This window comes from Tsukamurella pseudospumae (assembly GCF_001575205.1).
Classification (GTDB): Bacteria; Actinomycetota; Actinomycetes; order Mycobacteriales; family Mycobacteriaceae; genus Tsukamurella; species Tsukamurella pseudospumae.
The window spans coordinates 378,288-404,152 of sequence record NZ_LSRE01000001.1 but is presented as its reverse complement, the minus strand read 5'-3'; the positions used below and the strand labels follow the sequence as shown (position 1 = coordinate 404,152).

22 protein-coding genes are annotated in these 25,865 nt (G+C 72.4%); 11 read left to right on the top strand and 11 right to left on the bottom strand.

Annotated elements, in window-relative coordinates; all coding sequences use genetic code 11:
* Positions 1 to 27: 27 nt before the first annotated feature.
* Positions 28 to 1,182: a GTP-binding protein gene (locus AXK61_RS01865; RefSeq protein ID WP_068569374.1), complete on the top strand. Its 1,155-nt coding sequence runs from the start codon at positions 28 to 30 to the stop codon at positions 1,180 to 1,182.
* Here AXK61_RS01865 and AXK61_RS01860 read toward each other — a convergent pair.
* Both AXK61_RS01860 and AXK61_RS01855 read right to left on the bottom strand, forming a co-directional pair.
* Positions 1,176 to 2,729 carry a glycerol-3-phosphate dehydrogenase/oxidase gene (locus tag AXK61_RS01860; RefSeq protein ID WP_068743476.1) on the bottom strand — a complete coding sequence of 518 codons (1,554 nt, stop codon included), beginning with the start codon at positions 2,727 to 2,729 and terminating at the stop codon, positions 1,176 to 1,178. The genes AXK61_RS01865 and AXK61_RS01860 overlap by 7 nt on opposite strands.
* Positions 2,726 to 3,334, bottom strand: coding sequence for a TetR/AcrR family transcriptional regulator (locus tag AXK61_RS01855; RefSeq protein ID WP_068743474.1), 609 nt, complete (start codon positions 3,332 to 3,334; stop codon positions 2,726 to 2,728). The genes AXK61_RS01860 and AXK61_RS01855 overlap by 4 nt, the downstream gene beginning before the upstream one ends.
* A 15-nt stretch (positions 3,335 to 3,349) precedes the next feature.
* Here AXK61_RS01855 and AXK61_RS01850 point away from each other — a divergent pair, with 15 nt between their 5' ends.
* The 3 genes from AXK61_RS01850 (at position 3,350) to AXK61_RS25300 (ending at position 6,197) form a co-directional block, all read left to right on the top strand.
* Complete coding sequence (locus tag AXK61_RS01850) at positions 3,350 to 4,939, top strand: FAD-binding oxidoreductase (RefSeq protein WP_068743472.1); 1,590 nt, start codon at positions 3,350 to 3,352, stop codon at positions 4,937 to 4,939.
* Positions 4,936 to 5,817, top strand: coding sequence for a diacylglycerol/lipid kinase family protein (locus tag AXK61_RS01845; protein ID WP_068569378.1), 882 nt, complete (start codon positions 4,936 to 4,938; stop codon positions 5,815 to 5,817). Before AXK61_RS01850 ends, AXK61_RS01845 begins: the two co-directional genes overlap by 4 nt.
* A gap of 200 nt (positions 5,818 to 6,017) precedes the next feature.
* Positions 6,018 to 6,197, top strand: a complete 180-nt coding sequence (locus AXK61_RS25300) for a hypothetical protein (RefSeq protein WP_139057708.1) — start codon at positions 6,018 to 6,020, stop codon at positions 6,195 to 6,197.
* On the opposite strand, the gene AXK61_RS01840 is transcribed toward AXK61_RS25300, so the two are convergent.
* From AXK61_RS01840 to ypfJ, 9 genes are all read right to left on the bottom strand, one after another.
* Positions 6,194 to 7,057, bottom strand: coding sequence for an MFS transporter (locus AXK61_RS01840; protein WP_139057709.1), 864 nt, complete (start codon positions 7,055 to 7,057; stop codon positions 6,194 to 6,196). The two genes, AXK61_RS25300 and AXK61_RS01840, sit on opposite strands and share 4 nt — an antisense overlap.
* An 8-nt stretch (positions 7,058 to 7,065) precedes the next feature.
* Entirely contained in the window at positions 7,066 to 7,548 is a 483-nt protein-coding gene (locus AXK61_RS01835) for an MFS transporter (protein WP_068569380.1), read from the bottom strand.
* A gap of 1 nt (position 7,549) precedes the next feature.
* Entirely contained in the window at positions 7,550 to 8,797 is a 1,248-nt protein-coding gene (locus AXK61_RS01830) for an NtaA/DmoA family FMN-dependent monooxygenase (RefSeq protein WP_068569381.1), read from the bottom strand.
* Complete coding sequence (locus tag AXK61_RS01825; protein ID WP_068743470.1) at positions 8,794 to 9,639, bottom strand: class I SAM-dependent methyltransferase; 846 nt, start codon at positions 9,637 to 9,639, stop codon at positions 8,794 to 8,796. The genes AXK61_RS01830 and AXK61_RS01825 overlap by 4 nt, the downstream gene beginning before the upstream one ends.
* Complete coding sequence (locus tag AXK61_RS01820; RefSeq protein WP_068569383.1) at positions 9,636 to 10,730, bottom strand: MFS transporter; 1,095 nt, start codon at positions 10,728 to 10,730, stop codon at positions 9,636 to 9,638. Before AXK61_RS01820 ends, AXK61_RS01825 begins: the two co-directional genes overlap by 4 nt.
* Entirely contained in the window at positions 10,727 to 11,296 is a 570-nt protein-coding gene (locus AXK61_RS25295) for a hypothetical protein (protein ID WP_068569384.1), read from the bottom strand. Before AXK61_RS25295 ends, AXK61_RS01820 begins: the two co-directional genes overlap by 4 nt.
* Before the next feature lie 101 nt (positions 11,297 to 11,397).
* A complete protein-coding gene (locus AXK61_RS01810) occupies positions 11,398 to 13,032 on the bottom strand; it encodes a DUF885 domain-containing protein (RefSeq protein WP_068743468.1) in 1,635 nt (544 codons plus the stop codon).
* A 36-nt stretch (positions 13,033 to 13,068) separates the two neighbouring features.
* Positions 13,069 to 13,536 carry a hypothetical protein gene (locus AXK61_RS01805; RefSeq protein ID WP_068569386.1) on the bottom strand — a complete coding sequence of 156 codons (468 nt, stop codon included), beginning with the start codon at positions 13,534 to 13,536 and terminating at the stop codon, positions 13,069 to 13,071.
* A 4-nt stretch (positions 13,537 to 13,540) separates the two neighbouring features.
* Positions 13,541 to 14,449: a KPN_02809 family neutral zinc metallopeptidase gene (gene ypfJ, locus AXK61_RS01800; protein ID WP_068743466.1), complete on the bottom strand. Its 909-nt coding sequence runs from the start codon at positions 14,447 to 14,449 to the stop codon at positions 13,541 to 13,543.
* A gap of 94 nt (positions 14,450 to 14,543) precedes the next feature.
* Between ypfJ and aspS the strand changes: the two genes are divergently transcribed.
* From aspS to alaS, 7 genes are read left to right on the top strand one after another with little or no spacing between them, the layout of a single operon-like run.
* On the top strand, positions 14,544 to 16,346 hold the full coding sequence (aspS, locus tag AXK61_RS01795; RefSeq protein WP_068569388.1) for an aspartate--tRNA ligase: 1,803 nt from the start codon (positions 14,544 to 14,546) through the stop codon (positions 16,344 to 16,346).
* Positions 16,347 to 16,349: 3 nt separating this feature from the next.
* Positions 16,350 to 17,282: a DUF389 domain-containing protein gene (locus AXK61_RS01790; protein ID WP_068743464.1), complete on the top strand. Its 933-nt coding sequence runs from the start codon at positions 16,350 to 16,352 to the stop codon at positions 17,280 to 17,282.
* On the top strand, positions 17,279 to 19,741 hold the full coding sequence (locus AXK61_RS01785; protein ID WP_068569390.1) for a circularly permuted type 2 ATP-grasp protein: 2,463 nt from the start codon (positions 17,279 to 17,281) through the stop codon (positions 19,739 to 19,741). Before AXK61_RS01790 ends, AXK61_RS01785 begins: the two co-directional genes overlap by 4 nt.
* Positions 19,732 to 20,649 carry a transglutaminase family protein gene (locus AXK61_RS01780; RefSeq protein ID WP_068569391.1) on the top strand — a complete coding sequence of 306 codons (918 nt, stop codon included), beginning with the start codon at positions 19,732 to 19,734 and terminating at the stop codon, positions 20,647 to 20,649. The genes AXK61_RS01785 and AXK61_RS01780 overlap by 10 nt, the downstream gene beginning before the upstream one ends.
* Before the next feature lie 15 nt (positions 20,650 to 20,664).
* Complete coding sequence (locus AXK61_RS01775) at positions 20,665 to 21,771, top strand: hypothetical protein (RefSeq protein ID WP_068569392.1); 1,107 nt, start codon at positions 20,665 to 20,667, stop codon at positions 21,769 to 21,771.
* The gene (locus tag AXK61_RS01770) at positions 21,768 to 23,138 is read left to right on the top strand and encodes a replication-associated recombination protein A (protein WP_068569393.1); all 1,371 of its coding nucleotides are present in this window, start codon (positions 21,768 to 21,770) and stop codon (positions 23,136 to 23,138) included. The genes AXK61_RS01775 and AXK61_RS01770 overlap by 4 nt, the downstream gene beginning before the upstream one ends.
* A gap of 43 nt (positions 23,139 to 23,181) precedes the next feature.
* Entirely contained in the window at positions 23,182 to 25,863 is a 2,682-nt protein-coding gene (alaS, locus tag AXK61_RS01765; RefSeq protein ID WP_068743462.1) for an alanine--tRNA ligase, read from the top strand.
* Positions 25,864 to 25,865 lie beyond the last annotated feature (2 nt).

Below are 25,865 nucleotides of genomic sequence, written 5' to 3'. Positions count from 1 at the left end.
CTAATGGCAATGGTTACTATTAGTGGCATGACCATCTCAGCCCCGTTGCCCGTCACGGTCCTCTCCGGCTTCCTCGGCGCCGGCAAGACCACGCTGCTCAACCATCTCCTCGGCAATCGCGAAGGCCTGCGCATCGCGGTGATCGTCAACGACATGAGCGAGGTCAACGTCGACGCTGCGCTGGTCGACCTCGGCGGGTTCGACCGCACCGAGGAGAAGCTCGTCGAGCTCAGCAACGGCTGCATCTGCTGCACCCTGCGCGAGGATCTCGTCGACGCCGTCGGCGCCATCGCGCGCCAGCGGACGCCCGAGGGCGACCCGCGCTTCGACCACCTGGTGATCGAGTCCACCGGCATCTCCGAGCCGATGCCCGTGGCCGCGACCTTCGACTGGACCTTCGACGACGGCAGCCGTCTCGGCGACCTCGCCGCCCTCGACACCATGGTCACCGTCGTCGACGCCAGCACGTTCCTCGGCGAGATCGCCCGGGGCACGAGCCTCGCACAGCGCGGCCTCGGCGCCGCCGCGGGCGACGAGCGGTCCATCGCCGACCTACTCATCGACCAGGTCGAATTCGCCGACGTCGTGCTCATCAGCAAGCTCGACCTGGTGTCCGCAGCCGCCGGCGGTGCGGTCGAAGCCGCCGTGCGCAGGCTCAACCCGCGTGCCCGCGTGAGTCCACTGCCGCGGGGCCGGATCGCGGTCTCCGAGGTGATCGGGACGGGCCTGTTCGACCACGACGCCGCGGCGTCGGTCGCGGGTTGGGACGACGAGGTGATCGGCGGCCACACTCCGGAGACCGAGGAGTACGGGATCTCGTCGACGACCTACCGCGCCGACCGCCCCTTCCACCCGCAGCGGCTCCTCGAATCCCTGGCCGAGGTTCGGGCGGTGCTGCGCAGCAAGGGTTTCTGCTGGATCGCGAGCCGGCCCGGCCTCGTCGGGGTCTGGTCGCAGGCGGGCCCGAACCTCACCATCGAGCCCGCCGCCTACTGGTCGCAGGTCGACGGTGCGCCACAGCAGGAGTTGGTGTTCATCGGCGTCCGCCTCGACGCCGCGACGATGCACGGGCTGCTCGACCGCGCGCTGCTCACCGACGACGAGGTCGCCGAGGGCCCGGCGGCATGGGTGGACTACCCGGACCGGCTACCGGCGTGGAACGTGCCGGCGCACCGTCATTGACGATCGAGGGCCGACCTCGCGGCGTCCCCGGCCGCCTCGGCGACGGTGGGGATCAGCGACAGGCGCGTGCGGCGCTCGAGCAGATCGGCGGCCGTGACCGCCCCCTCGGCGAGCGCGCCGAAGACGAGTTCCGCGCCCGTGACCTCCGTGCCGTCCGCCACCGGAAGGGTCAGCGCGGGGTCGGCCTCGCCGAGGGCCACGACGGCAGTCGCCTCGGTGCCGTAGGCGCGGACGAGCCGCTCGGGCGCGTCGATGCGCCGCAGGTTCTCCCGCGGGGCCGCGCCGACGAGCGGTAGCGTCCGGGTCGCGCACGGACCGGCGGGCAGGCCGGATGCGGCGAGCGCGGCGTCGACGGCGTCCTCCGCCATCCGCCGGTAGGTGGTGAGCTTGCCGCCGACCACGGTCACGAGGCCGTCGTCGCGGGTGAGGACCGCGTGCTTGCGCGAGACGTCCGCCGTCTGCCCTGCGCCCGAGTCGAGGAGTGGCCGCAGGCCGGCGAACGTCCCGACGATGTCGGCCCGGGTGAGCGGGGTACCGAGGGCGAGGCTGACGGTCGCGAGCAGGAAGTCGATCTCGTCGTCCGACGGCGTCGGGACGTCGGGCAGCGGACCGTCGGCCTCCTCGTCCGTGAGGCCCACGTACACGCGCCCATCGGGCTGCGGCAGGGCGAAGACGTACCGGCCGAACGAGCCCGGGACGGGCACCGTCAGGCCCGCGGTGAGTCCGCCGAAGCTCTCCTGCCGGAACACCAGGTGGGTGCCGCGGCTGGGGCGCAGGACGACCGCGCTGTCGACCGTGCCGGACCACACGCCGGTCGCGTTGACGACGGCCTTGGCGCGCAGGGTGAACGAGTGCCCGGACAGCTCGTCGGCGAGGACGGCCGCGGTGCCCGTGACCTGCGACGCGGCGCAGTGCGTGAGGATCGTCGCGCCGTGTGCGGCGGCGGTGCGGGCGATGCCCATGGTCAGTCGCGCGTCGTCGGTGAGCCGGCCGTCCCAGTTCAGCAGGCCGCCGCGCAGTCCCGTCCGCTTCACGGTGGGCGCCATCGCGATCACCTCGGCGGGGGAGACGCGCCGGGACCGGGCGAGCTCGGATCCCGGGGTGCGGGCCGCGATCCGCAGTGCGTCGCCGGCGAGGAAGCCGACGCGGGTCAGCGCGGCGTCCTTGCGGGAGACGTCGTCGAGGAGGGGCACCACCTGGGGCAGGGGGCGGGTCAGGTGCGGCGCGATCACGCGGATCAGCGCGTCGCGCTCGACGGCGCTCTCGTAGGCGATGCCGACGGCGCCGGACGCGAGATAGCGCAGGCCGCCGTGTACGAGCTTGCTGGACCAGCGGCTGGTGCCGAACGCGAGGTCGTGCTTCTCGACGAGGGCGACGCGCAGGCCGCGGCTCGCGGCGTCGAGGGCGACCCCGGTCCCGGTGACGCCGCCGCCGATCACCAGCAGGTCGACGGACGGATCGGCGGCGAGGGCGGCGAGATCGGCGGACCGTCGGGCTGCCGAGAGGCGGGAAGCGGGCGCGACGTGCGCGAGGGGTTCGACGGTCACGGGCGCAGGTACCTCTCGATGAGATCGAAGAGCTGCGCGTCGAGCAGATCGGCGGACTCGGTGAACACCGGTCCGGTGAGCGCCGAGGACCACGCCAGCTGCAGGACGACCGCGGCGTGCTCGGCCGGGTCGCCGGAGCGGATGCTCCCATCGGCCTGGCCCGCGGCGATCCCGCTGGTCAACGCCTCGAGCTGGGCTCGGGACGTGCGGCCGGTGCGGTGCAGCAGGTACGGCATGAGGAATTCGGGATCGAGCTCGACGATCCGGCGCAGCAGCGGATGCGACCGGGCGGCGGAGGTCACGTGGGCCACGGTGCGGGCGATGGTCTCGCGACCCGTGGCACCGTCGAACAGCCCGACGGTGGTCAGCGCCGCGACGAACTCGCGCGTCGTGACAGCGGCGGCGAGGGCCTGCACGTTGGGGTAGCGGCGGTACAGCGTGGCGCGGGAGACCTGCGCGGTGCGCGCGACATCGGCCATGGTGGTGCGGCGGATCCCGATGGTGGACATGAGGTCGCGCGCCGCGTCGAGGATCGTCTCGTCGTCGACTGCGTTGGCGGGGCCCCGTGCGGTTGCACTCCGAGAATTGAGATCCTGCGACACCATGTGTACAAATGTATCATGACATCGTCTGAGGTGGTTCTGCCCGTCGTCGCCTTCGAGCCCGGTCGCTGGGGCGACCCCGGCGCGCCGATGCACCTGTCCGAGTCGGTGCTCGGCGCGCTCACGATGCTCGGCATCGAGGGCGGACCCGGGCCCGGCGCGGAGCTCTTCCTCATGCCGTCCCGGGTCTCCGGCCGGGCGCTGTCGGCCCTGCAGAAGACGGGCGCCGCGGTCGCTGTCGACGACGGTACGCGTCTGGCCCACCTTCGCGGCTACTCCACGCCGGACCTGCTCAAGTACCGCGTCGGCGACACCTCCGATGCGCCGGACGCCGTGGTCACCCCGGCGACCGCCGAGCAGGTCGCCGAGGTGCTGGCCGTGTGCGCGGCGAAGGACCTCACTCTGAGCCCGTTCGCCGGCGGCACGTCGGTGACCGGCGGCCTCGCGCCCGAGCGCGCCCGCCCCGTCGTCGCCCTGGACCTGCGCGCACTGACCGGCCTGATCGCGCTCGACGCGGTCTCGCAGGTCGCGACGCTGGCCGCCGGAACGCGGCTGCCCGAGGCCGAGCGGCTGCTCGCCGAGCAGGGCTTCGAACTGGGCCACTTCCCGCAGTCCTACGAGGGCGCGACCGTCGGCGGCTGCGCCGTCACCCGCTCCGCCGGGCAGTCCTCCATCGGCTACGGCCGGTTCGACGAGATGGTCGTGGGGCTCACCGTCGCGACTCCGCAGGGCGTCGCCGAGATCGGGACCGCGCCGAAGTCGGCCGCGGGACCGGACCTGCGGCAGCTCTTCCTCGGCTCGGAGGGCGCGTTCGGTGTGGTCACGGCCGTGCGCGTCCGCGTGCACCCCGTCCCGACGGTGCGCCGCTTCTACGGCTGGCACTTCGCGGACTTCGCGGCCGGGGCCCGTGCCATGCGGGTGCTCGCGCAGGGGTCGGTCCGCCCGACGGTGCTGCGCCTCTCCGACGAGGTGGAGACCGCGCTCAACCTGGCCGACCCCAGCGCCGCGGGCAAGGCCGCCGCGGGTGGCGTCATGATGATCGTCGGCTTCGAGGGCGACGAGCCCGATGTCGACTGCCGCGACGGCTACGTCTCCGCCCGCCTCGCCGAGCTGGGCGGTCAGTTCCTCGGCGAGGAGCCGGGGGAGGCCTGGCGCGTCGGCCGGTTCCGCGGTCCGTACCTGCGCGATCCGCTCCTCGACGCGGGCGCGCTGGTCGAGACGCTCGAGACGGTCACCTTCTGGTCGAACATCGAGCGGCTCAAGGCCGATGTGACGGCGGCGTTGACCGCTGCGCTGGGCGACCAGGGCACTCCCGCCGTGGTGATGTGCCACATCTCGCACGTCTACTCGACCGGTGCGTCGCTGTACTTCACGGTGATCTCGAAGGCGCTGGAGGACCCACTCGCGCAGTGGGGCGCCGCCAAGGCCGCGGCGAACGCCGCGATCCGCGCGGCCGGCGCGTCGATCACGCACCACCACGCCGTCGGCACCGACCACCGCTCCACCTATGTGGAGGAGATCGGTGAGGTCCAGGTGACCGCGCTCCGCGCCGTCAAGGCCGCACTCGACCCGCAGGGCGTGCTCAACCCCGGGATCCTGCTCCCGTGACCGGCGCCGATGTCATCGCGGTCCTCAACCCGATCTCCGGCGGTGGGGCCGCCCGGGTCCGCTGGGCAGCGGTGGCGGAGGAGCTGGCCCGCCGGGACGTCACGACGCGCGTCGAGGAGTCCGCGTCCGGTGCCGACGCCCGCCGGCTCGCCGAGGAGGCCGCCGCGGCGGGCGCGTTGACCGTCGCCGTCGGCGGGGACGGCCAGATCCGCGAGGTCGCGGCCGGCGTGCTCCGCGTCCCCGGGGCGCCCATGGGCGTAGTCACCGCCGGACGCGGCAACGACATGGCTCGGCACCTGCGGCTCCCCGACGATCCGGCCGCCATCGCGGACGTGCTCTGCGACGGCTTCCGGCGCGATCTGGACGTGCTCACCATCGGCGACGAGATCGCCGTCGGCAATGTCTACGTGGGCCTCGACTCGGTGGCGACCGAGCTGATCAACCGACTGCGCTGGATGGGCCCGCTCGCGTACCGGCTCGCCCCCGCCATCGCCGCCCTGCGCTGGAAGCCCGCGGACTTCCGGATCGAGGTCGACGGTGCCGTCTTCTCCGGTCCGGTGCACATGGTGGTCGTCGCGAACTCGGGCTGGTACGGCAGTGGCTTGCACATGGTTCCCGCGGCCGCGGCGGACAGCGGGCGCGTCGACGTGCTCGCGGTCGACGGTGCTGCGAACCTGATGCGGCTCCTCGGCGCGATGGGCGAGGCGAAGACCGGCGCCCATGTCGCGCGGGCCGAGGTGCTCACCTTCAGCGGTCAGGAGATCACCGTGTCCGCCGACCGCCCGATCCCCGTCCACGCCGACGGCGACTACCTGCAGGAACTGCCCGTCACCGTTCGGATCCGCAAGGCCGTGCTGCCGGTGCTCGTGTCACGCTGACTGTTCGCTCCGAGGCGAGGGGATGTGGGGCCTGTCGCGAGGTGATGCGCGCCGTGCATCACCTCTGTGTCGCGGGCGGCGTGCAATGGGGGACAACATCATTCGAAGCGTTCTGCGACTCGGATCGCGGTTTCCGTCGCAGAACGCTTCGAATGATGTGCATCGCAGGGGCAGGGCCCAACGGGAATACACTCTTCTGCATGGGGGAGTTCCATCAGTTCTACGTCTCGCTCGGTCCACAGGACGACGGTGCTCCCGAGCGCGTGCGCGCGGCGCTCGCTGAGGTGTTCCGCTGGAGTGATCCGGCGAATGCGGCATCCACCTCATCGACTACGGCTGGATCGAAGGCGCCGATCCCGACCCGCATCAGCGGCTGTTAGCTCGCATCGGGCCCCGGCCGAGGTACCGCTGCGGCAAGCTCTGGGCGATCAGGTCCGCCCGCCACCGATCCCGGACCGTCGGAGTGCGGCCTACCGGGAGTGGCGTCGTCGTCCGGCGGCCGCACGAGGAGCAGCGCCACGACCGACACCGCAGCCAGCGCGGTCACGTACACGGCGAACGCGGTATCGCTGATGTGCAGGTGCATCCAGGCACGGATGTACGGCGCGGTCCCACCGAGCACGGCCGCCACCAGGGAGTACGTGACGCCGATCGCGGTGGTCCGCGACGCCGCCGGCACCAGTCGCGCGATGTACACGGGCTCGACCGACAGGATCGCCCCGATCGGCACCATCATCGCCGTCATGCACAGGTACAGGTTCAGGGGACCGCCACTGATCGCGGCGCTCACCGGCAGGCTGCCGAGGGTGACGACGATCGTCCCGGCGAGCATGACGGTGCGGTGTCCCACCCGGTCCGCGATCTCGCCCCAGACGGGGATCAGTGCGGCCGCGGTGGCGTACGCGGCGACCGCGGCCCACAGCGCCGCGGACTTGGACATCCCGCCGAAGGTGATCGCGAACGCCGAGGCCGAGTTCCCCCACGCGTAGATCGCCACCGTCGAACCGGCCACGACGGCGGCGACCGCGATCAACGCACGGCGATCACGACGCAGCGAGCCGACGTGGTACCGCACCGGCAGAGCTCGGCGGTCGTCGTCGGGCACCGGCTCGCGGAGGTACGCACGGAGCCCGAGTGCCGCGAGCCCCAGCGCCCCGCCGACGGCGAACGGGATGCGCCATCCCCACTGCCGCAGGTCGTCGGCGCCGAGCACCGAGGCCATCGTCGCACCCAGGGCCATCCCGGCGATCACTCCGATGTTGCCGGAAACGTAGACAGGCTCGACCACCGGCCGAGGTGCTGGCGGGGTGCGTTCTCGGCGATGTACACCTGCAGGCTGGGCAGTTCGCCGCCCTGCCCGAATCCCTGCAGCAACCGCAGGAGCAGCAGGATCACGCCTGCGGCGGCACCGATCTGTGCGTGGCCGGGCAGGAACGCCACGCCCAGGCAGCCGGTGGCGACGCACGCGATCGTCAGCGACAGCGACGTGGTGCGGCCGTACCGGTCCGCGATGACGCCGAACACGAGTCCGCCCAGGGGCCGGGCGATGTAGGCCGCGGCGAACACCGCCAGCCCCGCCAGCAGCGACTCCGCCACGGGCATGCCGAAGACGTACACGCCGAAAAAGGGGAGCATCGCGCTGTACACACCCCAGTCGAACCACTCGAGCGCGTTGCCGGCGCCGAGCGCGGCGACCTTCCGCCAGCCCTGCAGCGGGCGTCGTCCGGACATGTCAGGGCACCTCCAGGTGGTCGCGCAGGGTGCTCCCCGCGTAATGGTCGCGGTACCGTCCGGCGGCCCGGAGCAGGGGGATCACCTGCCGGTAGACCTCGTCGACGGACCCGCCCGCGCCGAGGACGAAACCGTCGGCGGCACCGTCGTCGACCCAGCCGAGCAGGGTGTCTGCGATGGACCGTGCGCTCCCCGCGAGGGAGAGGAATCCGGATCCGTTGCGGTACACGCCGAGGAGCTCGCGGAGCGTGGTCCCGGGCTCGGCCGCAAGGTCCCACAGGCCCTCGACGGTGCCGGTGATCGGCGCGGACTGCGTGTCGACGCGGCCGCGGGCGGCGAGGATCCGGTCGGGGAGCGGCGCGTCGAGGTCGAGCCCGCCGAGCGGGACCCCGAGCAGCGCGCCGACGGCGTCGCGCAGGCCGGGGCTCTCGACGGTGTCCAGTTCGTCGTCGACGAACAGGCGCACGCCCGGCAGGTACTTCACGGCACCGGGATCGCGGCCCTGCGCGGCGGCGAGCTCGCGCAACCGCGTGCGCGTCCGGATCGCGCCGGACCGGCTCGGGTTGATCCCGAAGACCGCGTCGGCGTACCGCGCCGCGAATGTCAGGCCCGCAGCGGAGGACCCCGCCTGGAACAGCACGGGCCTGCCCTGCCGGTCCGACGGGACGTCGAGCCAACCGTCGAGGGTGACGTGCGCACCGGAGAAGTGCACGTCGGCGATGGCATCGGTGTCGACGAAGCCGCCGCGCGGCCGCCGGTACGCGGGATCCCAGGACGCCCACAGGGCCAACACCGCGTCGGTGACCTCGGCGGCGCGGGCGTACCGCTCGTCCTTGGCCGCGAGGTCCTGCCCGTAGTTGCCCGCGCCCTGGATCGAGGTCACGATGTTCCATCCCGCGCGCCCGCCGCTGAGGTTGTCCAGCGACGCGATCTGCCGGGCGAGCGTGTACGGCTCCGAGAAGGTCGTCGACGCCGTCGCGATCAGCCCGATCGACGACGTGCGGGCCGCGATCGCGGACAGTGCCGTGAGCGGCTCGAACGGGATGAGCGGGCGCGCCGCGAACTGCGCGCGCGGTTTGCCCAGGAAGTCGGCGTAGAAGAGCGCGTCCACGCCTGCGTCCTCCGCGCGCGCCGCGAAGTCGAGGAAGTCGTCCGGGCTCGCGACGCGGGGGCCGCCCCGTCGGGCCCGTTCGGCGAGCTCGGGCAACTGGGCGCCGACGGCCTCGACGACCAGGTGGATCCGGCTCATGCCCGGATCCCCTGGTCGGCGTCGGGCGCGGTGCACAGCCAGGTGCGGATCGGCATCGAGGTGACGGCGCCCGTCGCGTCCAGCCTGCGCTGGGCGGCCGCGGCGACCGCTGCGCGCTGCGTGGCGTGGTCCGGGAACAGGCCCTGGTAGTAGTCGCCGAAGGTGCTGTCGACGTAGTCGGCGAAGGCGGTGCCGTCCGCGGGTGCGGTCCGGGCGGTGTGCTCGACCGACTCGACCTCGCCGAATGCGCCGCGCAGAGTCCGCTCGAGCGCGACCGCCGGGAGCGTGCGGCGCGAAACCGGGACGACCCCGGCACCGTCGAACTGCGCGGCGGTGGCGCCGGCGGCCTCGGCGATCACCGCGTCCGTGCCACCGAGACCGGAGGCCTCGAGGACCGGATGGTAAGTGGTGAGCACCGCCGCGCCGCCGGTGGTGAGCGCCGTGGCGATGCGGCGCACGACGGCGCTCTCGCCCGGATGCAGCCAGTGCAGCACCGCGGTCATCGTGATGACGTCCGCCGAACCGTTCGGCACGAGCGCGGAGAGCGGCTCGCGGAGGTCGTGGACCGCGAAGCGCACCCGGACATCGCCCGCGTGCCGCGCCCGCAGCTCCGCGATGCGGGGCACCGCGGCGTCGAGCCCGGTGATCGCCGCCGACGGTGCCGCGCCGGCGAGCGCGTCGATCAGCGCGCCCGTGCCGCAGCCCAGGTCGACGACCGACCGCGCTCGCGCGAGCCGCTCGCCGAGCGCGGCGACGACCCGCAGCGCGTCCGGCGTCTGCCGCAGCCTGCTGTGATCGGCGTAGCCCGCCATCCGGTCGTCGTGCTGGACGCCGGCGGTCATCCGCGCGCCCCGGTCACGATCGCCCCGAGCAGCAGAACGCCGATCGCGGTGCCCGCGTGCATCGCGCTGGTGTTCCAGGCGCTGGCCGATGCTCGCCGGTCGCCCGCCGCGAGCGCGAGCGCGGTCTGCTGTTCCGTGACGAATCCGCCGCTGCCGACGAACCAGACCAGGAGCGCGATGAGCGCCGGTGCCGCGCCGTGCGACAGCGCGAACGCGCCGAGCCCGACGCCGATCACCGCGATCCACACGGTCAGGCGCGCGGCGAGTGGCAGCCCGGAGCGCGTGAGTCGGCCGCCGAGCAACGCGCCGGTCACGCTGCCGAGCCCCACCAGCACGCCCACCAGGCCCAAGGCGCCCGCGCTCCAGCCGAGCCGCTCGTGCAGGATCTGGCCGGCGTAGGCGTACGCGCCCAGGCTGAACGCCTGGACCACGAAGGTCAGCGCGAGGATCGGGCCGACGCGTCGGTCGAGCGCGACGCGCAGGCCCTCCTGGAGTGACGGTGCCGTCCCGCCCGGCCGGGCACGGGGAACGGCGCGGGCGAGCACGGCGATCGCCGCCGCCGTGCCGGCGGCCAGGGCGACGAAGCTGAACTGCCAACCCAGAGCCGCGGCCAGCCCGGCGCCGACCGGGATGCCGATGACCTGGCCCGAGGAGAAGAAGGCCATGCCGCGGCTCATGTACCGCCCGATCGATTCCGGATCGGGCGCGCTGTCGGCGAGGTAGGCCCAGATGCTGGGTCCGGCGAGCGCAGCGCCGAGCCCGCCGACCGCGCGGGCGGCGATCAGCACGGCGACATCCGGCGCCAGCGCGCAGCCGAGGTTCGCGACGAGGAACAGTGCGGCGCCCACGAGCAGCGGTGTGCGCCTGCCGATCCGGTCGGACACCGAGCCGAGGAGGGGAGAGGCGACCGCGTAGACCAGCACGTAGGCGGTGGTCGCGTTCGCAGCGACCGCGACGGAGGTGTGCAGTGCCGCTGTGATGGTGGGCAGCAGCGGCGAGATGAGGAAGGTCTCGGCGCCGATCAGGAACAGCAGCAGGTACGCCCCGGCGACCCGCGGGCGTGCGGGGGCGAGCACGGTCGGGGTACTCACGCGAAGGTCCAATCGCAGCCGCGCTCGCGCAGGCGGACGGTGGCCGCCAGCTTCTGGTGGCGCGCGTTCGCCGACACCGAGCGCGTGCAGAACTCGCACGGACTCGTCAGCGTTATCGGAGTGCCGGCGGCGCGGCGCTGCTCCCGATAGGTCCAGATTCCGCAGCGGTCGACGGTCACCCGGCCGTCGTCGCTGTGTACCGCCGAGTCGTAGAGATCGAGCTGTGCGTGCAGCCGGGCGGGGAACTCGGTGCGAGGATCGTCCATCGCGGTGAGCTGCCGGTGGATTCGCGCGCTGTGCTCGGTCCAGTCCTCGATCGTGTCGTAGGAGATCCGCTCGATGACGAACTTCTCCATCAGGGCCTGGGAGGTGAAGAACAGGCGCCGCGCGGCCTCGGGGTCGGGGTTGCCGCAGAGGCCGTCGATGTCCTTGTCGAGCTGCGCCGCGATCGCGAGCCAGGTCGCGAGCAGCTTGACGTCACCCCTGGCGGCGAGCATCGACGACAGCCCGAGCTGTCCCTCCAAGACGCGGATCAGCCACAGCCGCGCTGCGGATCTCGTTTCCATGTTCTGGAGGCTAAGTAATTCGTATCGCAAACCTCACCGTTGCGCGAACCACGATCGTGGGTCTTGACCGCGGGCCGTCCGGACGCTATACGCGGCGCGATTCAGACGATTGCGGCGCGGAGGGTGTCCAGGCCCATACCGCCGAGGGCGAGGGCGTCGCGGTGGAAGTCCTTGAGCGTCGACCCGGGGTGCGCGGCGAGGTGGGCGTCGCGGGTCTGCTCCCACACCCGCTGGCCCACCGAGTACGACGGTGCCTGCCCGGGCCACCCCAGGTAGCGGTGGTACTCGAAGCGCAACTGCTCGTCGGCCATCGCGACGTGCGAGCGGAGGAAGGCCCAGCCCTTGTCGTAGGTCCACTCGCCCCCGCCGACCTCGGCGGGTGCCTCGAAGCCGCAGTGCACGCCGATGTCCAGGACCACCCGCGCCGCCCGCAGCCGCTGCGAATCGAGCATGCCCATGAGGTCGCCGTCGTCGTCCAGGAAGCCCAGGTCGCGCATGAGTCGCTCCGCGTACAGGGCCCACCCCTCGCCGTGGCCCGACGTGAAGGAGTACAGCTTGCGCCACCGGTTGAGCGGCGCGATCACGGCCTGCCCGATCTGCAGATGGTGGCCGGGCACCCCCTCGTGATAGACGGTCGTCTTCTCCTGCCAGGTGTGGAACTCGGTGACTCCCTTGGGAACCGACCACCACATCGCGCCGGGCCGGGTCAGGTCCGCGGAGGGGCCGGTGTAGTAGATGCCGCCGCTGCTGCTCGGCGCGATCCGGCAGTCGAGGTGGTGCAGTTCGGCGGGGATGTCGAAGTGGGTGCCCGCGAGCGCCGCCACCGACGCGTCCGACGTCCGCTGCATCCACTCCCGCAGCGCGTCCGTGCCGTGCAGCGCGTACCGCGGCTCGGTGTCGAGCCGCGCGAGGGTCTCCGCGACCGTCGCGCCGGGGTACAGCCGGCCGGCGACCTCCCGCTGCTCCGCGACGATCGCCGCCAACAGCTCCTGCCCCCACGCGTAGGTCTCCTCGAGGTCGACCTCGGTGCCGAGGAACAGGCGCGAGTACAGCGGGTAGGCCGCCCGCCCCACTCCGAGGCCGCCGGGCCGGTCCACCGGTATCGCGGACGGCGCGATCTCGGTCTCGAGGACCTCCGCGAACCGTGCGAAGGCCGCCCGGATCGCGTCCGTCAGTCCCGACGGTGCCGGGTCGGCGAGGCGGTCCGCGTTCGCCGCGACCTGGTCGCCGGCCTCCCGGGCCTGCGCGAGTACCTCGCGGACCTGGAGCTCGGGGAAGGGCCAGGACCCGTCGGCGAGGCGTGCACGCAGGCCGGAGATCGCCGACTCGACCGCCGACGGGACGGCCGCGAGCCGGGCCGCGAGCCGCGGGTCACCGTCGGGCATGAGGTCGAAGACGTCCCGGATCGCCTGCAGGGGAGAGGCGATCACGTTGAGATCGCCGATGTCGTGGCCCGCGTCGGCGATCTCGACCGCCACGCCGAGCCGCTCGCGGAGCGCGGCCGCGGTCACCCGGTCCGCGTCGTTCTCGGGCGCGAGCCCGGCCAGCTCCGTGAGGGTCTCGCGGGCCACCGCGGCACGCGCGGCGACGCCGGCGGGGGAGAAGTCGGTGAGACGGTCGTCGAAATCGGTGATCCCGACCGCGGTGGCCTCGATCGGGTCCGCCTCCGCGAGTCGCCGGGCCAGACGGTCCGCCAGTGCGTCGATCGGGGTGCCCGCAGGAGTGTTCTCAGCCATGGACCCACCCTATGTTCGCGCCGGGCCCCGCGTGGGTCAGGTCCTGCTGTCCGGCCGTTTCCACGTGGCCGTGTTGAGCCCGCCGATCGCGATGACGGCGAAGGCCGTCAACGCCCAGAAACCCCACGGCTCCCAGTGTTGGTGATGGGAGAGCTCGTAGGTCTCCTTGAGCGCGATGAGAGCCGCGCCGCTCGCGACGAGCAGCCACGCCCGCGCGACGGCGAAGAAGTGTGCGAGCTTGCTCATCTGTTCCGCGGTCAGCACCTCGCGCAGAGTCGCGACGTACGCCGCCTGACGGCGCCGCGTCAGGTACACCGCCACTGGCGGGAACAACCACCACCACCGTGACAGCCGGGACGGCGGGGCCGTCGCCTCGACGGTGGCTCGGATACCGCTGAGCTCCGACGCTTCAGCGTCGAGCTCGAGCCTCGACTGCACCAGCGGCCCCGCGACGAGCAGCCACCCGCCGAAGAACGCGGCCCAGCGGATCAGCGTCTCGAGCACGCGATCAGACGGTGCCCGCGAAGGTGTTGCACTGGTTCGGGTCGCCGGTCTGGTAGCCCTGCGAGAACCACTTCACACGCTGCGCGGAGGTGCCGTGCGAGAACGACTCCGGGTTCGGGTTGCGGCCGGCGTTGCGCTGGATCGTGTCGTCGCCGATGGCCTGCGCGGTGGTGATCGCGGTCGTGATCTGGTCCCGGGTCAAGGGCTTGAGCATCGCGTTCGCTCCCTTGTCCGCATGTGCGGCCCACACCCCGGCGAAGCAGTCCGCCTGCAGCTCGACGCGGACCGAGCCGCTCTGCGCGCCCGTACCCTCCCGCGACTTGTTGATCGTGCCGATCAGCTTCTGGACGTGATGCCCGAACTCGTGGGCGACGATGTACTCCTGCGAGAAGGCCTCGGCGGAGCCGCCCATGCGCTTGATCACGCGGTCCATGAAGTCGATCTGGAACACCGAGACCTCGTCGCTGGGGCAGTAGAACGGCCCGGTATCGGCGCTGGCCACGCCGCACGCGGTGTTGATCGAGGTCGCGCCCGCGGGCATGATCAGCGTCTTGCCCTTCGGTGCCCGGTAGCCCTGCAGCACCGTCGGCCAGACCTTGTTCAGCGAGATCGTGGTCGCCTTGATCCGGCACGCCGTGTCGCTGTTCGCCAGTTCGATCGTGCAGGAGTCGAGGTGTTTCTGCATCTCCGCGTCCGCCTGCGAGACGCCCGCGTTACCTCCCTGACCGCCCTGCTGCGCATTGTTCGACGATCCGCCGCCCGTGAGGTCGACACCGAAGATCAGGCCGAGCACGACGACGACCACGGCGCCGAGGCCGCCGCCACCGATCATCATGCCGCGGCCCATGCCGCCGCCGCCGCCGCCCGCACCGACGTTTCCGCCCTCAAGCGGTCCATTGCCCTGGAAGGTCATGCGCAACAGCATTCCATGAGACGGGTGTCCGCGGGTGCAACAGTTCCCCGTAGCATGTCCAGGGTCGAGTTTTCCGTCGAAAGGACACCCCGAAGTGCTGCGCACCCACCTGGCCGGATCGTTGCGGGCGGAGGATGCCGGCACCGTCGTCACCCTCGCGGGTTGGGTCGCCCGCCGGCGTGACCACGGCGGTGTCATCTTCATCGACCTGCGCGACAGCTCCGGCGTCGCCCAGGTGGTGTTCCGCGAGTCGGACGTCGCCGAGCAGGCCCACCGCCTGCGCTCCGAGTACTGCGTGCTGGTGACCGGCACCGTCGAGAAGCGGCCCGAGGGCAGCGAGAACCCGAACCTCCCGTCGGGCGCGATCGAGGTCAACGTCAGTGAGCTCGTCGTGCTCAACGAGTCCGCGCCGCTGCCCTTCCAGCTCGACGAAGAGCCGGGCGAGGAGGCGCGCCTGAAGTACCGCTACCTGGACCTGCGCCGCGAGGGCCCCGCCGCCGCGATCAAGCTGCGCAGTCAGGCGAACGCCGTGGCGCGCAACATCCTCGCGCTCAACGATTTCACCGAGATCGAGACGCCCACGCTCACTCGCTCCACCCCGGAGGGCGCGCGCGACTTCCTGGTTCCGGCCCGCCTGCGTCCCGGCACCTTCTACGCCCTGCCGCAGAGCCCCCAGCTGTTCAAGCAGCTGCTCATGGTGGCCGGCATGGAGCGGTACTACCAGATCGCCCGCTGCTACCGCGATGAGGACTTCCGCGCCGACCGCCAGCCCGAGTTCACTCAGCTCGACATCGAGATGAGCTTCGTGGACCAGGAGGACGTGATCGCGCTCGGCGAGCAGATCGTCAAGGCTCTCTGGTCGCTCATCGGCCACGAGATCCCCACCCCGATCCCGCGTCTGACCTACGCGGAGGCGATGCGTCGCTTCGGCTCGGACAAGCCGGACCTGCGCTTCGGCCTCGAGCTGGTCGAGTGCACCGAGTACTTCAAGGACACGCCCTTCCGCGTCTTCCAGTCGCAATACGTGGGCGCGGTCGTGATGCCGGGCGGGGCGAGCCAGCCCCGACGCCAGCTCGACGCCTGGCAGGAGTGGGCCAAGCAGCGCGGCGCCCGCGGCCTCGCCTACGTGCTGATCGGTGAGGACGGCGAGCTGACGGGCCCCGTCGCCAAGAACCTCTCCGACGACGAGCGGGCGGGCCTGGCCGCGCACGTGCACGCGCAGCCGGGCGACTGCGTGTTCTTCGCCGCCGGTGCCACGAAGCAGATGCGCGCCCTGCTGGGCGCGGCGCGCGGCGAGATCGCCGACAAGCTCGGCCTGATCAAGGACGGCGACTGGGCCTTCACCTGGGTCGTCGACGCGCCGCTGTTCGAGCCCGCCGACGATGCCACCGCCTCCGGCGATGTCGCCGTGGGCGACGGCGCCTGGACGGCCGTCCACCACGCCTTCACCAGCCCCAAGCCGGAGTCGGTGGACACGTTCGACACCGACCCGGGCAGCGCCCTAGCGTACGCCTACGACATCGTCTGCAACGGCAACGAGATCGGCGGCGGTTCGATCCGTATCCATCGCAAGGACGTGCAGGAACGCGTCTTCGCGATCATGGGCATCGACGAGGAGCAGGCGCGCGAGAAGTTCGGCTTCCTCCTCGACGCCTTCTCCTACGGCGCCCCGCCGCACGGCGGCATCGCCTTCGGCTGGGACCGCGTGGTCTCGCTGCTCGCCGGCGCGCCGTCGATCCGCGAGGTCATCGCGTTCCCGAAGTCGGGCGGTGGCGTCGATCCGCTGACCGAGGCGCCCGCCCCGATCACGGTGCAGCAGCGCCGCGAGTCGGGCATGGACGCCAAGCCCAAGAAGCCGGAGCCGGCCGCCGCGGACCAGGTCGCCGAGCAGAAGTAGCCCGTGCGCCACATCCGGGTGATCAGCCCGCCGGAGCGCACCGCCGCGGTGCTCGACATCCTGCGATCCCGGCCGGGCGTCACCCACATCACGCTCGCGCCCGGCGGCTCGATCGAGCCCTCGGGCGACGTGATCGGCGCGGACGTCACGCGGGAGGCGGCGCACCGGGTCCTGCAGGGCCTGGAGGCCCTCGGTATCCCGGCCGACGGTGCCGTCACCGTCGCCTCGCTCGACACGGTCCTGTCCGCCGCCGCGGACGAGGCCGAGCGCGCAGTGCCCGGCGACCCGTCGGACGCGGTGGTCTGGGAGGAACTGACGGCCCGGACCCGCGAGGAGTCGACGCTCAACGTCACCTTCCTGGCGTTCCTGGTCCTCGCGGTCATGCTCGCCGCGGTCGGCGTGGTCACGAACTCGCCGGTCACGGTGGTCGGCGCGATGGTCGTCGGCCCGGAGTTCGGTCCGCTCGCCGCGATCGCGGTGGCCCTCGCGACGCGGCGCCCGCACTTCGCGCTGCGCCCGTCGATCGCGCTGCTCGTCGGCTTCCCCGTGGCGATGGCGTGCACGTGGATCGGGGCCGAGCTCGCGCTCGCCGCCGATCTGTACCCGGAGGACGTGCTGGCGTCGGCGGCGCAGGTCGACTTCATCTACCGCGTCGGCCCGTTCTCGCTGATCGTCGCGCTGCTGGCCGGCGCGGCGGGCATGATCTCGATGGTGACCGCGAAGTCCGCGGCGCTGGTCGGGGTGTTCATCTCGGTCACGACGGTGCCGGCCGCCGGGTACGCCGTGGTCGCCGCGACGGTCGGCGACTGGCACCGGGCGCTGGAGTCGACCGCGCAGTTGGGAGTCAACCTGGTGGGGATCGTCGTCGCGGGATTCCTCGTGCTGGCACTGCGTCCGGCGGCCTGGCGCGACATGCGGGAGCAGGTGGGACTGTGAGCATCGACGCGCTGCGCGCACTCGACCGCGAGGGCCTGCGCCGACTGAGCACCCGCGTCCGGGGGCTCATCGACGACGAGGGCATCACCTACAACGCCCTCGACGCGCTCCCGACGACGAACGACCCGGTCGAACCCGGTCCCTGGCGGCTCGACCCGCTGCCGGTGCTGCTCGGCAGCGAGGAATGGGATCACCTCGCCCGCGGCGTCGCCCAGCGGTCCCTGCTGTTCGACGCGGTCCTGAAGGACTTCTACGGCGAGCAGCGCACCGTCCGGACCGGCCTGGTGCCGCCCGAGGTGCTCTTCGCGCACCCCGGGTACATCCGGCGGGCCGTCGGCGTACCGTCGCCCGGCCCGCGGTCCCTGTTCCTGCACGGCGTGGACCTCACCGAGACCGCCGGCGCCGACGGTGCCGCGCGCGGATACGTCGCCGTCGCGGACCGGACCCAGGCCCCGTCGGGCGTGGGCTACGCGCTGGCCGACCGCCGGGTGACCTCCCGCGCCCTCCCGCGCGAGTTCCGCACCGAGACCCCGCGCCCCGTCTCGTCGTTCGCGGCCGCCCTGCGGGTGCAGCTGATCGAGGCGGCCCCGCCGGGCGCCGACGACCCGACCGTCGTGGTGCTGAGCCCCGGCGCCTTCTCGGAGACCGCTTTCGACCAGGCCTACCTCGCCTCGGTGCTGGGCTTCCCGCTGGTCGAGGCCGCGGATCTGACGGTCCGCGACGGCGGCGTCTTCATGCGCGCCCTGGGGCGGATGAAGCGGATCGACGTCATCTTGCGCCGCGTCGACTCCGAGTTCTCCGACCCCCTCGACCTGCGGACCGACTCGCAGCTCGGCGTCGTCGGGCTGGTCGAGATGATGACCCGCGGGGCGGTCACCGTCGTCAACACGCTCGGCTCGGGCGTGCTCGAGAACCCCGCGCTGCACGCGTTCCTGCCGCAGCTGTGCCGCGCGCTGCTCGACGAGGACCTCCTGCTCGCGTCCACGCCCACCCTGCACGCCGCCACCCCGGCCGGGCGTGCCACCCTGGACGGTCCGCTCGACGAGATGCTCGTCATCGACTTCGCCACGGGGGAGCGCGTCGTCGGCGACGCCCTGTCCGCGGGCGCGGCGGACGACCTGCGCGCCCGCGTCGCCGCGGACCCGTCCGTCTGGTGCGTCAAGACCCTCGTCCCCGCGACCGGCCGCCCCGCGATCGACCGCGGCACCGTCGTCGAGCGCGGCTTCGCGCTGCGTGCCTTCTCCCTCGCCCAGGAATCCGGGTACTCGGTGCTGCCGGGCGGGCTCGGCCAGGTCCTGCTCGACGGTGCCGCCGGGTCCCTGCTCAACTCGTCGGCGGCGCGTGATGTCTGGGTGCCGACGTCCGAGGACCTGCGAGCCCCGGCCCGCGTGGCCACCGCACCCCGGTCCGGGCGGGTCGGCGCGGCGCCGAGCGGGCCGATCGCGACCGCCCGCGTGCTGTCCGACCAATTCTGGATCGGCCGGTACGCCGAGCGCGCCGAGGCGACCGTCCGGCTGGTGTCGGTCGCGCACGACCGCAGCCGCGAGTTCCGGCACCGGCCCTGGCAGGCCGGCTCCGCGGTACTGCAGCCCCTGCTCGACGCGGTGGTCGCGGCGTCGGTCACCGACCAGTTGGGGCGGATCGTCGTCGAGGGCGCCGAACAGTCCGATGTCACGGCCCGGCTGCGCCGGCTCACGCTCGACGCGGACGTGCCCGGCACCGTCGTGCATTCGGGCGTGCGGCTGCGCGCCTGCCTGCGGGCGGTGCGCGACCAGATGTCCACCGACACCTGGCTGGTGCTCAGCGGCGCCGAGCGGTCGTTGGCGCGCCTCGCGGCCGACCCGGACGACGGCGGCGAGCAGCTCGATCAGACGCTCGGCGAGGTCCTGGTCTCGCTGCTCGCGTTCTCCGGGCTCGCCCGTGAGTCCCTCGTGCAGGACCCGGCCTGGCTGATGATGGACGCCGGCCGCCGGATCGAGCGATCGCTGCAGCTCAGCGCCGTGACCCGGGCGATGGTCGTGCCGACCGCGGCGGCCGACGTCGACGCGGGCATGCTCGAGGCCTACCTGGTGACGTGCGAGTCCGCGGTCACGTACCGGCGCAGGCACCGGGCCGTGCTCCGGGCGAGCGCCGCGGTCGACCTGATGTTCCTCGACGCCACCAACCCGCGGTCGCTCGTGGCCGCGCTCGGGGCGCTGGCAGAGGGCCTGGCGCAGCTGCCCGACGAGCTGCGCAGCCCGACCTGCGAGCGCACCGTCGGCGAGGCCCTGACCCGGCTCCACCGGTTCGATCCGGACGAGGTCGAGACCGTCGTGGACGGCCGGCGCGCCGAGCTGGAGGGCCTGCTGGACGCCGTCGACGAGGCGCTCCGCGAGGTCTCCGACGTGCTCGAACGAACCCGTTTCGCACTGCCGGCCGCGGCGCGCCCGATCTGGGTGGGGGTGCAGTCGTGGGGCTGAGCTTCTCCCGGCGGACCGAGGACTCCCGGTCGCGCCGCTACCGCGTGGTGCACGAGACCACCTACACCTACGACGCCGAGGTCACGTCGAGCTTCGGCCGCTGCTACCTGTCGCCGCGGGAGCTGTCCGATCAGCGCGTCGACGAGCACGCGATCACGATCGGGCCCGAGCCGACCGACCGGTCGGAGGGCGTCGACGCCTTCGGCAACACCGACACCTACTTCCACGTCACGACCCCGCACACGCAACTCACGGTCCGCGGGGAGTCGCTCGTGGTGGTCGACCCGCTGGACCGGGCCGTCACCGACGAGGGCGCCGCGCTCGCGCCGTGGGAACTCGCGCGGCCGGTCGGCGAGGCCGGCGCGGTGGCCGTGCAGTACCGCCTGGACCAGCGCCCGCCGGAGATCGACGACGCCGTCCGCGCCTACGCCGACGCGGTCTTCACGCCCGGCAAGCCGCTGGTCGAGGCGATCGAGGAGCTGACGACGCGGATCTACACGGACTTCGCGTACACGTCCGGCGCGACCAATGTCTCGACCCGGGTCGGGACGGTGATGGAGCGCCGTCAGGGCGTGTGCCAGGACTTCGCGCGGGTCGCGATCGCGTGCCTGCGGTCGAAGGGCCTCGCGGCCCGGTACGTGTCGGGCTACCTCGCCACCGAGCCGCCCCCCGGCCAGGACCGGGTCGTCGGCGCCGGGGCGACCCACGCGTGGGCCGCGGTGCGGCTGCCCGGCGATGTCTGGCTGCCCTTCGACCCGACCAACAACAAGTTCGTCGACGAGCGGCACGTGACCGTGGCATGGGGCCGCGATTACGAGGACGTTCCACCCCTGCGCGGCGTCATCTACACCGAATCGAAGGGGTCGAAGATCCATGTCTCCGTGGACGTCGCGCCCCTGCCGGACTGAGGTAGGTTGGAAGCGATGGTTGCCGCGCTGGGGTACGAGACGACGGGGGCGGCCCTCACCGCGGTGGAGGGTCTGCTGGGACGTCGGGTCGGCGCACCCGTCGAGCTGGGCGAGCCGGAGGATCTGGGCGGCTCGGGCCGCACGCTGGTGATGCGCGTGCGGGTCCTGCACAACAACCCGCTGTTGCCGCGCACCGTCGTGATCAAGCAGCTCCGGGCCCCCGATCACTCGGACGCCGATCATTCCGAGGCCTTCGCCCGGGAGGGCGCCGCCTACAAGTTCGCGACGGCGCTGCCGGTCGACGCCCGTCCGGGCCCGCAACTGCTCGCCTCGGACCCGGACGCGAAGATCCTCGTGCTGCAGGATCTCGGCGAGGGCGAGACGATGGCGGACCGGTTGCGCCGCACCCCGTCGTCCGGCGCGGCGACGGTGCTCTCCGCGTGGGCCCAGGCGCTCGGGCGCATGCACGCGGGTACCTACGGACGCGAACGCGACCTGTCCGTGCTGGCGAGGCGCGAACACACCGATTCCCGCAACGACCCGGTCGCGGGAGAGGCCGCGCGCGCCGCGCTCGCGGTGCCGCGCGCCATCGGCGGTATCGACGACGGTGCCCGGTCGGTCCTGGACGCCGCGGTCGCGATGTTCACCGAGGGGCCCTTCCGCGCGTTCAGCCCGTCCGACGTCGGTCCCGACAACACGCACGTGGTCGGCGGCGCGGTGCGCTTCCTCGACTACGAGTGGGCCGGCTTCCGTGACGGCGCGCTCGACGTGGCCTACGTCCTGCTGACCTATCCCGACTGCACCGCGGACGGCCACTCGACCGAGCACGACATCGCGATCGTCGAGGCCTGGCGGTCCGAGGTGGTGCGGCTGTGGCCCAGGCTGGCCGACGATGTCGCCCTGCGCCGGCACGTGACCACCGCGAAGCTCGCCTGGCTCACGCTCGCCACCTACTGGGCGCTGGGTCTGGACTCCGCGAGCCGGATCGACGCCGGCCACCTCGACAGCCTGCCGGCCTGGTCGAACGACGATCTCGCCGCCCGGTGGGACCGCCTCGCCGCCGCGGACCCGCGGCTGCGCGACATCGCGGTCGCCGCCGCCGCGGAGGTCCGCGCGCTGTGACCGGCTCCCTGTTCGGCGACGACGGGGACCTCGGAGCGCCACCGGAGGCACCGTCGGCCCGCGGTCCGGTCGAGTTCGTCCCCACGCACGCGGGCACGCCCCTCGCCGTCCGCCTCCGGCCCCGAGGCCTCGAGGAGGTCCTCGGCCAGGAGCACCTGCTCGGCCCCGGCACGCCGCTGCGCAGGCTGATCGACGGTGCGGGCGCCGCCAGCGTGATCCTCTACGGCCCGCCCGGTACGGGCAAGACGACGATCGCCTCGCTGATCTCCGGCGCCACGGGGCGTCGGTTCGAGGCCCTCTCCGCGCTGTCCGCGGGCGTCAAGGACGTGCGCGCGGTCATCGAGGTGGCGCGCCGCCGGCTGCTGGTCGACGAGCAGACGGTGCTGTTCATCGACGAGGTCCACCGGTTCTCCAAGGCACAGCAGGACGCGCTGCTGGCGGCGGTCGAGAACCGCGTCGTGCTGCTCGTCGCGGCGACCACCGAGAACCCGAGCTTCTCCGTCGTCTCGCCGCTGCTTTCGCGCTCGCTCATCCTGCAGCTGAGGCCGCTGGAGCCCGAGCACATCTCGGAGCTGATCGACCGCGCTCTCACGGACGCCCGGGGCTACGACGGCGCGCTGACCATCTCCGACGAGGCCCGGGAGCACCTGGTGCGGCTGGCCGGAGGGGACGCGCGGCGCTCGCTGACGGCGCTCGAGGCCGCCGCGGACGTCGCGCTCGGGGAGCAGGTCGACGAGATCAGCCTGGAGATCGTCGAGTCGTCGATCGACACCGCGGCCGTGCGGTACGACCGCGCCGGAGACCAGCACTACGACGTCATCAGCGCCTTCATCAAGTCGATCCGCGGCTCCGATGTCGATGCGGCGCTGCACTACCTGGCGCGGATGATCTCCGCGGGGGAGGACCCGCGGTTCATCGCCCGGCGACTCGTCGTGCACGCGTCCGAGGACATCGGCATGGCCGACCCGCAGGCCCTGCTCGTAGCCACTGCGGCGGCGCAGGCGGTCCAATTGATCGGCATGCCGGAGGCGCGGCTCGCCCTGGCACAGGCCACGATCCACCTGGCCACGGCCCCCAAGTCCGACGGGGTGGTCTCCGCGATCGGCGCGGCCATGGGCGACATCGGCGCAGGCAAGGCGGGGGCGGTGCCGCCGCACCTGCGGGACGGCCACTACGCGGGCGCGGAGAAATTGGGCAACGCGCAGGGCTACGTGTACCCGCACGGCGTGCCGGGCGGTGTCGCCGCGCAGCAGTACCCGCCGGACGACCTGGTGGGCGTCGACTACTACGCCCCCACCGATCACGGCTTCGAGCGGGAGATCGGCCCGCGGGTAACGCGGCTGCGCGGGATCCTGCGTCGCCGGTAAGGTTCGTAGGTCGAGATCGAAATCTTTTACGCGAAGGATCGTTGTGCAGACCCATGAGATTCGGAAGCGGTTCACGGACCACTTCGTCAAGGCCGGACACACCCAGGTGCCGAGTGCGTCGCTGGTCCTGAACGACCCGAATCAGCTGTTCGTGATCGCCGGCATGGTGCCCTTCGTGCCGTACTTCCTGGGCCAGCAGACGCCGCCCTACGACCGGGCGACGTCGATCCAGAAGTGCGTGCGCACCCTCGACATCGAGGAGGTGGGCATCACCACGCGCCACAACACCTTCTTCCAGATGGCCGGCAACTTCAGCTTCGGCGACTACTTCAAGCGCGAGGCCATCCGCTTCGCCTGGTCGCTGCTGACGAACCCCGTCGACGAGGGCGGATTCGGGATGGATCCCGAGCGCCTGTGGTCCACCGTGTACCTCGACGACGACGAGGCCCGCGACCTGTGGCTCGAGGTCGGCCAGGTGCCCGAGCGCATCCAGCGCCGCGGTATGAAGGACAACTACTGGTCCATGGGCATCCCCGGACCCGCGGGCCCGTGCTCGGAGATCTTCTACGACCGCGGCCCCGAGTACGGCGTCGAGGGCGGCCCGGAGGCCGACGAGGACCGCTACATCGAGATCTGGAACCTCGTCTTCATGCAGAACGAGCGGGGCCAGGGCGGCGGCAAGGAGAACTTCGAGATCCTCGGCGAGCTGCCGAAGAAGAACATCGACACCGGCATGGGCGTCGAGCGCGTCGCCTTCCTGCTGCAGGGCGTCGACAACGTCTACGACACCGACCTGCTGCGTCCCGTCATCGACCGCGCCCAGGAGCTCACGGGGCAGGTGTACGGCCGGCGACCTGAATCCAACCCGGAGCACGACCGGCTCTTCCGCGTCATCGCCGACCACACCCGCACCGCGGTGATGCTCATCGAGGACGGCGTGAACCCCGGCAACGACGGCCGTGGCTACGTGCTGCGCCGCCTCCTGCGCCGCGTGGTGCGCTCGGCCCGCCTCCTCGGCGCGACCGGCGAGACGATGGGCGCCTTCGTCGACACCGTCATCTCGACGATGACCCTGTCGTACCCTTCGCTCGCCGACGACGCCGAGCGCATCCGGAACATCGCCACCGGCGAGGAGCAGGCCTTCCTCAAGACTCTCGAACAGGGCACCACGCTGTTCGGCAATGCCGTGGACTCGACCAAGTCCTCGGGCCGGACGGTGCTCTCGGGCGACGACGCCTTCACACTGCACGACACCTACGGCTTCCCGATCGACCTCACGCTGGAGATGGCCTCCGAGGCCGGCCTCTCGGTCGACGAGGACGGCTTCCGCGCGCTCATGGCCGAGCAGCGCCAGCGCGCCAAGGACGACGCGAACTCGCGCAAGTCGGCGCTGGCCGACCTGTCGGTGTTCCGCGAGTTCGTGGACCGCGGACCCACGGAGTTCACCGGCTTCGACGAGCTGGTCTCCGACGCGCAGGTGCTCGGCCTGATCAAGGACGGCGTCCGCGTACCCGTCGCGCACCAGGGCGACGACATCGAGATCGTGCTGGACCGCAGCCCGCTCTACGCGGAGGCCGGCGGTCAGCTCGCCGACATCGGCACGATCACCACCGCCGCCGGCGCGCAGATCGTCGTGACCGACGTGCAGCGCGTCGCGAAGACCGTGTGGCGCCACCAGGGCACCGTCGCCGCCGGCGAGGTCGCCGAGGGCGACACCGTCACCGTCGCGGTCGACCCGTCGCACCGGCACGGCAGCACCCAGGGGCATTCGGGGACCCACCTGGTGCACGCCGCGCTGCACCAGGTGCTCGGCCCCAATGCCGTGCAGGCGGGCTCGCTCAACAAGCCCGGCTACCTGCGCTTCGACTTCCGCTGGTCGGGCGGCCTGAACGAGCAGCAGCGCGCCGACATCGAGCGGGTGACCAACGAGGCCGTGCAGGCCGACTACGCGGTGCACACCCAGGTCACCGACCTGGAGACCGCGAAGAAGAGCGGCGCGATGGCGCTGTTCGGCGAGAACTACGGCGAGCGGGTGCGCGTCGTCGAGATCGGCGGGCCCTTCTCGATGGAGCTGTGCGGCGGTACGCACGTCGCCAGCTCGGGTCTGGTCGGCCCCGTCACCCTGCTCGGGGAGAGCTCCGTCGGCTCGGGCGTGCGTCGCGTCGAGGCCTACGTGGGCCTCGACTCGCAGCAGTACCTCGCGAAGGAGCACGCCCTCGTATCCGCGTTGTCGAGCTCGCTCAAGGTGCCCTCGGAGGAGGTGCCGGCGCGCGTCGAGTCGCTGGTCACCCGGCTCAAGGACGCCGAGAAGGAACTGGAGAAGCTGCGGGCGCAGGCGGCGCTGTCCGCGCTGGCGGAGCTGGCGTCCGCCCCCGAGCGGGTGGGCGCCGTCCGGCTGGTCGCCGCGAAGGCGCCGCAGGGCGTCACCGCCGGTGAGCTCCGCGGTCTGGTCATGCAGCTCAAGGGCCGCCTCGGCGCTGAGCCGGCCGTCATCGCCCTGTTCGCGGTCGACGGCGACAAGGTGCCCTTCGTGGTCGCGGCCAACGACGCCGCGCAGGAACTGGGCGTCAAGGCCGGCGACGTGGTCAAGGCCGCGGCCCCGTCGGTCGGCGGGCGCGGCGGCGGCAAGGCCGACATGGCCCAGGGTGCCGGATCGGACGCCTCGGGCATCGACGGCGGTATCGCCGCGGTCCGGGCCGAGGTCACGCGGACGGTGGGCGCCTGACG

Excerpts from the sequence above, each read along its gene's own strand:
- AXK61_RS01865 (WP_068569374.1), top strand. The coding sequence starts at position 28 with ATGACCATCTCAGCCCCGTTGCCCGTCACGGTCCTCTCCGGCTTCCTC.
- AXK61_RS01855 (WP_068743474.1), bottom strand. The coding sequence starts at position 3,334 with ATGGTGTCGCAGGATCTCAATTCTCGGAGTGCAACCGCACGGGGCCCC.
- AXK61_RS01850 (WP_068743472.1), top strand. The coding sequence starts at position 3,350 with ATGACATCGTCTGAGGTGGTTCTGCCCGTCGTCGCCTTCGAGCCCGGT.
- AXK61_RS25300 (WP_139057708.1), top strand. The coding sequence starts at position 6,018 with ATGGGGGAGTTCCATCAGTTCTACGTCTCGCTCGGTCCACAGGACGAC.
- AXK61_RS01840 (WP_139057709.1), bottom strand. The coding sequence starts at position 7,057 with ATGGCCCTGGGTGCGACGATGGCCTCGGTGCTCGGCGCCGACGACCTG.
- AXK61_RS01835 (WP_068569380.1), bottom strand. The coding sequence starts at position 7,548 with ATGTCCGGACGACGCCCGCTGCAGGGCTGGCGGAAGGTCGCCGCGCTC.
- AXK61_RS01830 (WP_068569381.1), bottom strand. The coding sequence starts at position 8,797 with ATGAGCCGGATCCACCTGGTCGTCGAGGCCGTCGGCGCCCAGTTGCCC.
- AXK61_RS01825 (WP_068743470.1), bottom strand. The coding sequence starts at position 9,639 with ATGACCGCCGGCGTCCAGCACGACGACCGGATGGCGGGCTACGCCGAT.
- AXK61_RS25295 (WP_068569384.1), bottom strand. The coding sequence starts at position 11,296 with ATGGAAACGAGATCCGCAGCGCGGCTGTGGCTGATCCGCGTCTTGGAG.
- AXK61_RS01810 (WP_068743468.1), bottom strand. The coding sequence starts at position 13,032 with ATGGCTGAGAACACTCCTGCGGGCACCCCGATCGACGCACTGGCGGAC.
- ypfJ (WP_068743466.1), bottom strand. The coding sequence starts at position 14,449 with ATGACCTTCCAGGGCAATGGACCGCTTGAGGGCGGAAACGTCGGTGCG.
- AXK61_RS01775 (WP_068569392.1), top strand. The coding sequence starts at position 20,665 with ATGGTTGCCGCGCTGGGGTACGAGACGACGGGGGCGGCCCTCACCGCG.